The 12992-nt window shown below is 30.3% G+C and carries 13 protein-coding genes; 4 read left to right on the plus strand and 9 right to left on the minus strand.

Annotated features, from left to right (window positions below):
- From acnA to AC8IGH_RS03945, 4 genes are all read right to left on the minus strand, one after another.
- The coding region (gene acnA / locus AC8IGH_RS03930; protein WP_507419415.1) for an aconitate hydratase AcnA at window positions 1-2366 on the minus strand (2366 nt) is incomplete at its 3' end.
- Between the two features lie 14 nt (window positions 2367-2380).
- Complete coding sequence (locus tag AC8IGH_RS03935) at window positions 2381-2746, minus strand: DUF1850 domain-containing protein (RefSeq protein WP_507419416.1); 366 nt, start codon at window positions 2744-2746, stop codon at window positions 2381-2383.
- Between the two features lie 17 nt (window positions 2747-2763).
- Window positions 2764-4854 (minus strand): TRAP transporter permease, encoded by a 2091-nt coding sequence (locus tag AC8IGH_RS03940; protein ID WP_507419417.1) that lies wholly within the window; start codon window positions 4852-4854, stop codon window positions 2764-2766.
- A 19-nt stretch (window positions 4855-4873) separates the two neighbouring features.
- On the minus strand, window positions 4874-5815 hold the full coding sequence (locus AC8IGH_RS03945) for a TAXI family TRAP transporter solute-binding subunit (RefSeq protein ID WP_507419418.1): 942 nt from the start codon (window positions 5813-5815) through the stop codon (window positions 4874-4876).
- Between the two features lie 123 nt (window positions 5816-5938).
- Here AC8IGH_RS03945 and msrB point away from each other — a divergent pair, with 123 nt between their 5' ends.
- Entirely contained in the window at window positions 5939-6340 is a 402-nt protein-coding gene (gene msrB, locus AC8IGH_RS03950; protein ID WP_507419419.1) for a peptide-methionine (R)-S-oxide reductase MsrB, read from the plus strand.
- Between the two features lie 4 nt (window positions 6341-6344).
- Window positions 6345-6737, plus strand: coding sequence for a PaaI family thioesterase (locus AC8IGH_RS03955; protein ID WP_507419420.1), 393 nt, complete (start codon window positions 6345-6347; stop codon window positions 6735-6737).
- 1 nt (window position 6738) lies between these two features.
- On the opposite strand, the gene msrA is transcribed toward AC8IGH_RS03955, so the two are convergent.
- From msrA to AC8IGH_RS03980, 5 genes are read right to left on the minus strand one after another with little or no spacing between them, the layout of a single operon-like run.
- Window positions 6739-7308, minus strand: coding sequence for a peptide-methionine (S)-S-oxide reductase MsrA (gene msrA, locus AC8IGH_RS03960; RefSeq protein WP_507419421.1), 570 nt, complete (start codon window positions 7306-7308; stop codon window positions 6739-6741).
- Complete coding sequence (gene glaH, locus AC8IGH_RS03965) at window positions 7305-8222, minus strand: glutarate dioxygenase GlaH (protein ID WP_507419422.1); 918 nt, start codon at window positions 8220-8222, stop codon at window positions 7305-7307. Before glaH ends, msrA begins: the two co-directional genes overlap by 4 nt.
- On the minus strand, window positions 8223-8552 hold the full coding sequence (locus AC8IGH_RS03970; RefSeq protein WP_507419423.1) for an AzlD domain-containing protein: 330 nt from the start codon (window positions 8550-8552) through the stop codon (window positions 8223-8225).
- A 3-nt stretch (window positions 8553-8555) separates the two neighbouring features.
- Entirely contained in the window at window positions 8556-9251 is a 696-nt protein-coding gene (locus AC8IGH_RS03975; RefSeq protein ID WP_507419424.1) for an AzlC family ABC transporter permease, read from the minus strand.
- Window positions 9248-9865, minus strand: a complete 618-nt coding sequence (locus AC8IGH_RS03980) for a LysE family translocator (protein WP_507419425.1) — start codon at window positions 9863-9865, stop codon at window positions 9248-9250. Before AC8IGH_RS03980 ends, AC8IGH_RS03975 begins: the two co-directional genes overlap by 4 nt.
- 180 nt (window positions 9866-10045) lie before the next feature.
- Here AC8IGH_RS03980 and metF point away from each other — a divergent pair, with 180 nt between their 5' ends.
- Window positions 10046-10933, plus strand: a complete 888-nt coding sequence (gene metF, locus AC8IGH_RS03985; protein WP_507419426.1) for a methylenetetrahydrofolate reductase [NAD(P)H] — start codon at window positions 10046-10048, stop codon at window positions 10931-10933.
- Window positions 10930-12992, plus strand: a 2063-nt coding sequence (metE, locus tag AC8IGH_RS03990) for a 5-methyltetrahydropteroyltriglutamate--homocysteine S-methyltransferase (RefSeq protein WP_507419427.1), incomplete at its 3' end; no start/stop codon positions are given. The genes metF and metE, both read left to right, overlap by 4 nt.

Raw genomic sequence — 12992 nt, forward strand, 5'->3', positions numbered from 1 at the left:
ACAGCTTTAACTCCTAAAAGTTTTGTACCTTTTGCAGCCCAATCGCGAGAGGATCCTGTGCCATATTCTTTTCCTGCAACTACAACCAAATCTATTTTTCTTTTTTGATACTCCATAGATGCATCAAATACTGACATTACTTTTTTATCAGGATGCAACATTGTAACTCCGCCCTCTGTTCCGGGTGCCATTTCATTCTTAATTCTAATATTTGCAAATGTTCCACGCATCATTACCTCGTGATTTCCTCTTCTTGCTCCATAAGAATTAAAATCTTTTTGTAAAACCTGATGATGCATAAAATATTCGCCTGTTGGTCCTGACTTTTGAATAGATCCTGCTGGAGAAATATGATCAGTTGTTATTGAATCTGCCAAAATAAGAAGGGGTCTTGCGTTTTTAATTGCTTTAAATCCTTCTGGTTTATCAGGTAAATTTTCAAAAAATGGCGGTCGTTTAACATAAGTTGATTTTTGGTCCCAATCATAAATACTGCTGGCCACTGTTTTAATCTTCTGCCAACTACTTGGACCTTCTGATACGTTGTCATATCTAGATCTAAACATTTGTGCTGTAATTGAAGTTAGAATTGTATCTGCTATTTCTTTATTAGTTGGCCAAATATCTTTTAAGAATACATCTTTACCGTTCTTATCTTTGCCAAGTGAATCTTTATAAAGATCAATCATCATTGAACCCGCGATTGCATAAGCCACAACAAGCGGGGGTGATGCTAAATAATTTGCTTTAACTTGTGGATGCACTCGTCCTTCAAAATTTCTATTTCCTGAAAGAACTGATGCAACGTACAATTCACCTTTAGTAATTGCAGTATTAATATTATCGTTCAATGGTCCAGAGTTTCCAATACAAGTTGTGCACCCATATCCTACCAAATTAAAACCTAATTGATTAAGATATGTGCTCAGTCCAGCTTTTTCTAAATAATCGGTTACAACTTTTGAACCAGGTGCTAAGGAAGTTTTAACCCAAGGCTTAGAAGATAATCCTCTTTCAATTGCTTTTTTTGCAAGAAGTCCTGCAGCGATTAAAACGCTAGGATTAGAAGTGTTTGTGCAGGATGTGATAGCGGCGATGACAATATTTCCATCTTTTAATTTATAATCCGCATTTTCTACAGCATATTCTTTTAAAGATGTTCTTTTGATTGTTTCTTTATAATTTTTATCAAAATCTTTTGCTGCATCCGTCAATAAAACTTTATCTTGTGGACGTTTTGGACCAGCAATGGTTGGAACTACTGTGCTGACATCTAAACTTAGAGTATCAGTAAATACCATGCCTGAACTTGTCCATAGTCCCTGCTCTTTTGCATAAACTTCTATAAGTTTAATTAGATCTTTATCTCTTCCTGAAAATTCTAAATATTTTAGCGTTTCTTCATCAATTGGAAAAAATCCACATGTTGCTCCATATTCTGGTGCCATATTTGCAATAGTTGCTCTATCTGCAAGAGATAAATTTTTTAAACCTTCTCCATAAAACTCTACAAATTTTCCAACTACACCTTTTTTTCTTAACATTTGTGTAACTGTTAAAACTAGATCTGTTGCAGTAGTACCTTCAGGTAATTTTCCTTTAACTTCAAATCCAACAACTTCTGGAATTAACATTGAAATAGGCTGTCCTAACATAACAGCTTCAGCTTCAATTCCACCAACTCCCCAGCCAAGAACTGCAAGACCATTCACCATTGTTGTATGACTATCAGTGCCTACTAAAGTATCTGGATAGGCAGTTAATTCTCCATTTATTTCTGAAGACCAAACTACTTTTGATAAATATTCCAAATTTACCTGGTGACAAATTCCTGTTCCTGGAGGAACTACTTTAAAATTATTAAATGCTTGCTGACCCCATTTTAAAAATGAATATCTTTCGCCATTTCTTGAAAATTCTTTTTCAACGTTTAAATCAAATGAGTCTTTATTTGCATAATTATCAACCATCACAGAATGATCGATGACTAAATCAACTTGTGATAATGGATTAATTCTTTTTGGATCTTTATTTTTAGCTTTAACAGCATCTCGCATAGCAGCTAAATCCGCAACAGCTGGAATTCCTGTATAGTCCTGCATTAAAACTCGAGCCGGTCTATATGCTATTTCAGTATCTGAAGTTTTAGTCTTTAACCAACTTTGAATAGCGTTAATTTGTGTTTTATCGACTGTGTTATTATCTTCATAACGCAGTAAATTTTCTAATAAAACTTTAAGCGACTTTGGAAGTTTGCTTATATCTTTAAGACCATTTTTCTCAGCCTCTGTTAAGCTATAAATAACGTAATCTTTTCCATTAACTTTTATAATTTTTTTAGACTTAAAAGAATTAATTTTACTCATAAGAAATTTTCAATTTATTTACTATTGCACACATATAACTTCAATGGTTTATTTTCATTTTTTGGAAGCTCTTCGCACTTTCCATTAAAGCAAATACTCCAATTTTTAATATTCGCTTCTGAAGTCGCTAAAATTAATTCGTCTTTAGCGCTAATTTTTGGTTTATAAATCCACCAACCTTTAATTAATTTTGAATTTTCAGGTGGGTCCATTCCTGCGCCTGATCCTTTAACTCTAGCCTCAATAATTTTAAGTTTAGAATTGATAATTTTCCAATCCTCTTGCCATTCAACTTTTTCAACTGAATGAAACCACGTTAAAGTAAATAATGAAACTGCATAACTAACTACTTTTAAACTCGAGGCAACACAAAGAGACACGTATTATAATTATAAAATTATTGGTTATTAAATTTTTTTTTATTAAACCATCTATAAAATAAAATAACTGCTGTTAAAAAAAATCCAATTTCATCAGTAAGTGGTAATGCAACTACTAAAAATACAGGCACTAAAAAAGTAACAAATCTTTCAAAAAAATTTAGATTTTTATTAAAATAACCAATAACTGTTATTCCCCAAAATAAAATTGCAATAATAACTTTAATGCAAATATAAAAAACCGAAAAAACATAGTTTAACAAATTACTACCATCATAGCCTTGTAGCATTAACTCAGGAGAATAAACTGCCATATAAGGAATAACAAATCCTGCCATAGCAACTTTTATTGCTTCAATTGAAATCTTAAGGCCGCTTTCTTTTGCAATTGGTGCGGCTGCAAAACATGCGAGAGCAACTGGAGGTGTTAAATCAGCCATTATTCCAAAATAAAATACAAACATATGACTAACGATTAATGGCACACCTAATTTTAATAAAGCAGGAGCAACAACTGCAGATGTAATAATATAATTTGGAATCGTTGGTATGCCCATGCCAAGGATAAGACTTATAAACATAGTAAGAACCAATGATAAAAAAATACTAGTTTTTCCAACATCAATTACTAATCCTGCTATACTACTTGCAATGCCTGTTAATGTAAGTGTACCAATTATTATTCCAACTACAGCGCAAGCAACACCAACTGGAAGCGCAGTCTTTGCACCTTCTGCAAGAGCATCTCTACATGATAAAAGTGTTTCTCTTCCACCCTTTGAAAAAAAATTCCAAAAAAGCAAAATGACTAGAGTAATCTTTATTACATTGGCTCCTAATTTAAAAAATAAAGAAGCTGTAAAACCTAAAACGATCCAAAATAAAATTCTTATTATTTTAGATGAAAATTCTAATACAATTGAGCTACCTAAAATTAGAAATGCAGTTAATATAAGTCCGATACTACCTGAATAAAGGGGAGTGTAACCTGCAAACAATAAATAAATCAAAACTAATAATGGCAAAACTAAAAACCATTTTTCTTTGATTGCTTTAATTGCAGATGGTAATTCGTTTTTTGGAAGTCCTACAAGATTTTTCTTTGTAGCTTCTAAGTGAACCATCCAAAAAGCTGAAAAATAATATAATAAAGCTGGAAATATTGCAGCCTTCACTATCTCGAAATATTCAACACCCAGGGTTTCTGCCATTATAAATGCCACCGCACCCATGACTGGTGGCATTATTTGTCCTCCCATTGAAGCCGTAGCTTCAACCCCTCCTGCAAATGCAGGTCGATAACCAAATTTTTTCATTAAGGGAATTGTAAATTGACCAGTGGTAACAACATTAGCTACTCCAGATCCTGAGATTGTTCCCATTAATCCTGAGGAAACTATTGCAACCTTAGCAGGACCTCCTGTGGTATGACCTACGCTACCAAGAGAAACATCCGTGAATAATTTTATCATTCCAGCTCTTTCTAAAAAAGAACCAAATAAAATAAATAAAAAAATAAAAGTCGAAGAAACATAAGTTGGAACGCCATAAATACCTTCTGTTCCATAAGTTAAATGTTCAATAACTGCATTAAAATTATAACCTCTATGTTGAAATATTCCTGAAAGATGATTGCCAAATAGACAATAAAGTAAAAAAATTCCGCAAATAATTGGCAACGCTATTCCCATTATAGTTCCGGAGGCTGCAAATACTACTATTAAAGCTAAAACACCAAAAAAAATATCCATTGGTATAGGATCTCCAGAACGAAGAATTAACGCTTTATATTCTACAATTTGATAAGTCGCTACAGCAACACTTGCGACTGCAATACTCCAACCAATAATTTTAAAAACTATATTTTTTTTTTTAATTGCTAAAACAAGAGGAAATCCTAAAAGTCCTAAAAAACCAACGTGAACTGCTCTTAAAATTTGACTAGGAACATCAATAATATGTGCCGCTGTTAATAATTGAAAACTAGAAAAGATAATTGCGATATAAAATAATATTTTTCCTTCTAAACTAAGCGGAAATTTTTCTATAAGTGGATCAATTAACTCTACCGATATATTATTATCAGTAGAGTTAATTTTTTTATTCATAAACTAAAATAAATTTAGTTTATTTTATTATTCCTTTTTCTTTAAAATATTTCTGGGCTCCAGGGTGTAAAGGAACTGGCATTCCAGCTGTTGCTTTTTTAATATCAATATCTTTTGCAGCAGCATGCGCAGCAACTAATTCTGGCAAACTTTCAAAGACTAATTTTGTCATCTGATAGACTGTTTCTGTTGGAACATCTTTATGTGTAACTAAAAAATTACCAATTGCTGCTGTTGAAACATTTGCTGTTTGTCCTTTGTAAGTATTTGCAGGTATCACTCCTGTAATATAAGGTGATCCTATTTTTTTAATCACATCTGGAGAAACAGAGACAACTACTACATCAACAGAATTTGCTAAATCTTTTAAAGATGCAACTCCCAATCCAGCAGATTGAAGTGTAGCATCAAGTTGTCTATTTTTAATTAGCTCAACAGACTCTGCAAAGGGAAGATATTCTACTTTAGAAAGATCTTTATAACTCATACCAGCTGCGGTTAATATCGCTCTTGCGTTTAATTCTGTTCCTGATTTCGGCGCTCCTACAGAAACTTTTTTTCCCTTTAAGTCAGCTATTGTTTTGATATTTGATTCTTTAGATGCAACTATTTGTACATAATTTGGATAAATAGCAGCTATACCTCTTAGTTTATCTAACTTACCTTTAAAACCAACTTCTTGATTTCCTTCCCAAGCAAATTTTAAAGAGTCTCCAAGAACAAATGCTATTTCTCCTTTTGCATCCTGAAGTAAATTTAAGTTTTCAACAGATGCTTTTGTAGCTTGTACCTGCGTTTTTGAATTTTTTATTTTATCGCCATAAATTTTCTGCAAACTTACACCTAGCGGATAATAAACGCCTGAAGTTCCACCAGTTAAAATATTTATGAATTCTGCAGAATTTGAAGTGCTCATACTTATTAAAAGCGCACATAAAATAGATGATATTTTTTTTAACATACTTGACCTTTAAATTTGTTAGTGAAGTCATTAGATTATAAAACTTATTAAAAGACAATTAATTTTTGTTCAACTTGAAGTAGTATTAAAAATTAAATTCTTATAAAACTAGTCTCAATCTTAATGAAATATAAAATTAATAAATCTGAAACTGAATGGCAAAATATTTTATCGGAAAATGAATATAGGGTTTTACGACAAGAAGGAACAGAGCGAGCATTCACAAATAAACTTTATAACGAAAATAGAGTTGGCAACTATTATTGTATTGGCTGCAATTCAAAATTATTTAGTTCTAAAATGAAATTCGATAGCGGTACGGGCTGGCCTTCCTTTTTTGATTCTTATAAAGATGTTTTTGAAACAAGCACAGATTATAAATTAATTTACCCAAGAACAGAGTATCATTGTTCAAAATGTGGAGGTCATCATGGACATTTATTTGAGGACGGTCCAGAACCAACAAATAAAAGATACTGTAACAATGGAACAGCTCTAAAGTTCGTTCCAGAAAATATAGATTAATTATATGAACATATCATCTGAGGTAAGTAAAAAAGGTTTTATAAAATATATTGGCGGAATTGAATTTAAAAAAGTCTCAAAAGATAATTTTGAATTTAGATCAAAAGTTAAAAATTTTAATTTGAATTCTTCAGGGATAACCCATGGAGGTTATTTAGCAGCTATTCTTGATAGTGGTATGGGTTCTGCAGCACATAAAGTAATTGATGATGGCAAAAGATGCGTGACTATTTCATTAGATATAAAATTTATAGGAGCATCAAAAGAAAATGATTTTTTGATTGGCAAAGTAGTTATAAGTAAAAAAACTCAATCTCTTATTTTTGTAAAAGCTGATTTATTTAAGTCTAAGAGTATTATTGCATCTGCATCTGGAATTTGGAAAATTTTAAAATAAATTATTTCCAGATTTCTTTTAGTCTTTCCATTCTTCTGCAGCCAGCCACATAAGCATAATAATTTGTTGGATTTTTTTTATAATATTTTTGATGATAGTCCTCTGCTGGATAAAAATTTTTAAACTTTGTAAAAGCAGTTTTGATTTTATTAATCTTTAAAGATTTCAATTCTTTAATTGACTGATCGATCAACTTTCTTTCTTCATCGTCTTGATAAAATATTACAGAAGCGTACGATTGACCACGATCACAAAATTGACCATACCCATCATAAGGATCAATGTTTACCCAAAAATTTTTAAGAAGATTTAAATAAGTTATTTTTTTTGGATCATAAGAAACTTTCACTGTTTCAATATGACCTGTAAGACCAGAAATTACTTGTTGATACGTTGGATTTGAAATATTTCCACCACTATATCCAGAAATAACAGAATTGACGCCTTCTAATTTATCAAACACAGGCTCCATGCACCAAAAGCAACCACCAGCAAAATAGGCGAATTTTTCTTTGGAATAAGTACTTTGATTAAAAAAAAATAAAAAAAAAATTAATAATAATTTTTTCAACTATAAAAAACTCCTCTTTGTCGTAAAAGCTCTCGTTGCAGTTCTTTATTTTCAATAAATGGTTGTCTACCGTGTAACATAAAATAATTATTTGAAAAAATTGAACAACCTGGAGGTAATTTAAAAATAATTTTATTTTTACTGTTTTCTAAAGATTCAGAAAGATTATTTAGAAATAAACCCTGTTCCATATTTTGAGGTTCAGGAAATTGATCAATATAAGAGATAACTGGTTTGCCTTCTTTGTCCTTAAAAAAAACGGGATGAGTTACTTTATAATCAACATTTTTACTTTTTGGCGAACCCCAAATAAAATCCATCTGACCAACTGGATGATTAAAAAATTTATTACAATCTTCCCAATCATCTAAATGAAGCAAAACACTTTCCCCACCTAAAACATTTTTTTCCATAATTTTAGTCATTAATAACCAGTCCGTCTTTTCTTTGACGTAAGTTCCGTCAGTATGAAGATCTAATCTTTTGTATGCTTTTCTTAAATATGAATCACTACTATCAACATGTTTAACTTCAAATCGAGCATAATATTTTCCTGTCATTGCATCAAAATTTGGGAGTCCAACTAAGTGAGTAAATGCCGTTGAAAGTTTTACTAAAAACTTATCATCGGTAACTTCTGAATTAAATTTTTCAGGTCCAATTACAAATGCCCCATGGTTTCTATCAGTTAATATTTTTTTAAATAAATCTTTTATTTTATTTTCAAAAATTTTATTACACTCATCTGCTATAAAAAACCGCAAAAACGGCTTAAGTTCTAAATCTTGAATATCAATTGATACAAATTTTTTTATAAGTTCATTTGTAGCAGATTGTGAGATATTTATAGAAATTAATCTTTTGCTTTGAGGATGAGTGGTAATTTCTAATCCTTTAATATTATCAAACGACATTTAATTAAAATATAAATTAAGTATACCAAAAAAAATTACCCCAAATAAAGAAGAAAAAAGTATATTTTTTTTGCTGATAAATAATACAACAATTGTTGCGCTAGCTGCTAAAAGTCTGATTGCTGTTGATGTTTGCTCTAAAGCTCCAACAGGATGAATAAATATTCGTGATATTAATGCAGCTAAAATTCCATAAGAAACACAGGATATAAATTTAAATATTTTTCCATCTTCATCAACAAAATCAGATGAAAAAACCCCTAAAAACCTCGGTAAATAAGTGGCAATGGCAGTTAAAACAATTGCAAAATATATATAAGTATCAGACATTATTTACCTAATAAAAAAAAAGTAAGAAATTATCCCAGAAATAGTTCCAGCAAGTAATACTGACCAGTCAGGTGTAAATAAAAATAAAATTGGTGCTAAAATAAATGATAAAAATACTGTAGCCACGATATGAGGTTTGTTAAGAACCGAAATAATCATACACATAAAATAAATTGGATTTAAAAAAATTATTGCAACAAAAATTTTTTTACTAATAATTCCTGTAGTATAAAACCCAACTACTGTAGCTATGGTAGATAATATCCAGAGAGTTGATCCTAATCCTAAAAAAAAACTAAAACGACTTTCTTTAGTAATCTTTTCATAATTATTTAACATATACACCCAACTGGTGACGGCAATAAAATGTGCCAAAAAATAATAATGCCAAATCGGCCTATTTTTTTGCCTGATCACCGGTACCAGATTTATTGTCATTGGATAAAGTCTTGCATTTGTTAAAAACACTGCAATTAAGATATTCAATAAAGTTCCATTGACTATTAAAGTTTCAGCCATAACAACTTGTCCAGGTAAAGCAAAACCAATTAATGTTGATAAAAAACTTTGAGCAGCATTTAATCCTGAATTTTTAAAAAGAGCGCCTAAAGCAAAAAAACTAGCTGCAAGACTAATTCCTGGAATCCCAAGCGCAGTAAGACAACCCTCTTTAAAATTATTATCAAAAGTTTTATTCATAAATTAATTTTAGTGCTTAAAATTCTATAAGCCAGAAATAGCAAAGCAAATCCTGACAATCTACTTATTAAATTTGGATAGTTTTTAAGAAAGATTGCTATTTTGCTTGATACGCCTGCATAAATCGTTAAGAAAAAAAAATCTAAAATTATATGAGTTGTCATTAAAATCATAAAATGAACTATGAAATTATTATTAGGATCTAAAAAAGTAGGAAACATAACTACAAAAAAAACTATTGCACCAGGACTAAATAAAGCAGAAACAAAACCATCTTTAAATAAATCTAATGCTGATCTAGTCCCAAAAGTTTTGTCGATTGTAACGCCAGTCTTTCTTTTTAAAAATCTTAAGGCAAGATAAATTAAGTACAATGCTCCAATCCATTTAAAAGCATCTAAAATCTGCGGATGAGGCTTCATTAAAGTATAAATTCCAAACGTCGCACATATCATCTGAATTGCATTAGCCGAAACATCTCCTAACCCCGTCCACAAACTTTTTGGAAATCCATAATTCATTGAATTGGTAATAATCAAAATTCTTTGCGGTCCAGGTGTAATAAAAAGTATTGTTATTAATTGAACAAAAAGTAAAAAATTGTTTGGAATCATTAATAAATCTAGATCTATATTGACTAATTATCTTAATAAAGTTATTTAACTTGTGCGCCGAGTTATTTCAAATTGCGGGCGCGTTATAAATCCAGCTAAAGCGAAGCACTTAATAACCGCCGCTTTATCTGGTGGTTTTTTTTGAATAAATTCCAAAAAAACCTTTGTTTAAAATAAATTATGAGCAAAGATTTAAATATTAGTTTTGAATTCTTCCCTGCTAAAGACGAGCTTGGTCATGAGAATCTATGGTTAAGTCTTAAAAAGCTTGAGCAATTCTCGCCAAAATTTGTTTCAGTTACTTTTGGAGCTGGAGGGGGCGAAAGAGATAAAAGCGACTTTCTAGTTAAAAAAATAAACAATAAATCAAAAACTCCTGTTGCAGGTCATCTCACTTGCGTTGATATGAGTAAAGATGAAATTAATTCAATCGCACTTGATTGGTTAAATAATGGAATAAATAGAATTGTAGCTTTGAGAGGCGATGTAAGAAAAATTAATTCAAAATATGTTCCTCATAATAAAGGTTATATCAATGCCGCTGATATGGTGAATGGATTAAAAAAACTAGGTAATTTTGAGATTTCAGTTGCAGGGTATCCTGAAAAGCATCCAGAGTCAGAAAATGAGATTAAAGATCTTGAGAATTTAAAAAATAAAGTTGATCAAGGAGCTGACAAAATAATTACACAATTCTTTTTTAATGATGAAAAATTTTTAAAATTCAGAGATAAAGCAATTGCTTTTGGAATTAAAGTTCCAATAATTCCTGGCATTCTTCCAATAGATAATTTTGAAAAAATAAAAAACTTTAGCAAAAAATGTGGAACAACTATCCCAAATTGGGTCGAACAAGAATTTAACGGATTAGAGACAGATAATGAAATACAAAAAATTGTTGGAGCTAGTATTGCATGTGATTTAGTTAAAAAATTACAAGCGGAGGGAGTTAATGAATTTCATTTTTATACACTAAATAAATATGAACTTAGCTATGCTGTATGCAAACGACTTATTGCAGACAAAATAAAAATTAAAAAAAATCAACCAAAGGAGTTACACGCATGACAATAAAAGTAAATTGTATTGGCTATCCAAGAATAGGTCCAAAAAGAGAATTAAAAACTGCTTTAGAAAAATATTGGAAATCTGAAATTTCTGAAAGTGATTTATTAAAATGTGCCAGTGAATTGAAAAAAAATAACTGGCAAACACAAAAAGATAATGGGGTCGATTATATTTGTTCTAATGACTTTTCTTTTTATGACCAAGTTTTAGATACCATTTGCTTGGTAGGATCCATTCCTGAAAGATATAAACATAAAGAAGATAAAGTTTCTTTTAAAACTTATTTTGCAATGGCACGTGGCTCTCAAACAAAAGATTTGGATGTTCCGGCGCTTGAAATGACAAAATGGTTTGACACTAACTATCATTATTTAGTGCCTGAATTTTCAAAAAATCAAAAATTCAAATTAAGTTCTAACAAGCCGTTTGATGAATTTGATGAGGCAAAAAAATTAGGTTTTAATACTAAACCAATTATTTTAGGTCCTCTTACTTTTTTAAGTCTTGGAAAAACTGCTGATGAATCTTTCAAAAATATTGATTTATTAGATAATTTACTTCCAGTTTATGAAGAAATTTTATCGCGTTTAAATAAAAAAGGCGCTGAATGGATTCAGATTGATGAGCCTATTTTAGTAAAAAATCAAAATGTTGATTTTATTAAACTCGTCAAAAAAACTTTAAATCAATTAAAGAAATATGCAGGTTCATCTAAAATAATTCTAACGACATACTTTGAAAAAATAGATACTGAAATTGAAAAGGAAATTCTAGCAAGTGATATAGATGGTGTTCATTTTGATTTAATTCGTGGACAAATATCAAATATAAATTCTTTAAAAGATTCTCATAAGACAATTTCAATTGGAATTGTTGATGGAAGGAATATTTGGAAATCTGATGTTAATAATAAGATCGAGCAAGTAAAAGAATATTCAAAGAATATTAAAGACTTATGGATTTCATCTTCTTGTTCGTTGTTGCATACTCCTTATGATTTAGGATTGGAAACAAAAGTTCCTGAAAAAATTAAAAAATGGCTGTCATTTTCTAAACAAAAATTAATTGAACTTAATCATATTAAGATTTCGATAAATAAAGGTAATAATGAAATCAAAAATTATCTAGATGAAAACAAAAAAGATATCACAAGTAGAAAAACTTCTGAGTTAATTCATGATGATACAGTCAAACAAAGAGTAAAAAATATCACAAAAGAGATTTTAAGTAGAAAATCTAACTTTGTTAAAAGATCTGAAATACAAACTAAATTTTTTAAATTACCTTTATACCCAACTACAACTATTGGATCTTTTCCTCAAACGTCTGATGTGAGAAATGCCAGAGCTAAATTTAAAAAAAATGAATTAAGCTTAAAAGAATATGAGGATTTCCTAAAAACTAAGACAATCGACGCTATCAAAAAACAAGAGCAAATAGATATCGATGTTATTGTTCATGGAGAGTTTGAGAGAAATGATATGGTTGAATACTTTGGTGAACAACTTAAAGGATTTACATTTACATCTAGTGGATGGGTACAAAGTTATGGTTCGCGATGTGTAAAACCTCCAATTATTTTTGGTGATGTTTCTCGTCCAGAATCTATGACTGTACAATGGTCAAAATTTGCGCAAGACCAAACAAAAAAAATTGTTAAAGGTATGTTAACGGGTCCAATAACAATTTTACAATGGTCTTTTGTTAGAGATGACCAACCAAGAAAAGATACAGCATTACAAATTGCTTTTGCAATAAGAGATGAAGTTGAAGATCTTGAAAACAATGGCATTAAAATGATTCAAATTGACGAACCTGCATTAAGAGAAGGTTTGCCTCTTAAGAAAAATGATTGGAAGCTGTATTTAGATTGGGCAGTTAAAGCATTCCAAATTTCTGCTGCTGTTGCAAAAGATGAAACTCAAATTCATACACATATGTGTTACGCTGAATTTGAAGATATTATTGATGCTATTGCTGCTTTAGATGCTGATGTTATCTCCATAGAAACATCAAGATCTAGAATGGAATTATTAAAAACATTTGAAAAGTTTAAATA

It is taken from the genome of Candidatus Allofontibacter sp. (genome assembly GCF_038145245.1).
In the GTDB taxonomy this organism is placed as follows: domain Bacteria; phylum Pseudomonadota; class Alphaproteobacteria; order Pelagibacterales; family Pelagibacteraceae; genus Fontibacterium.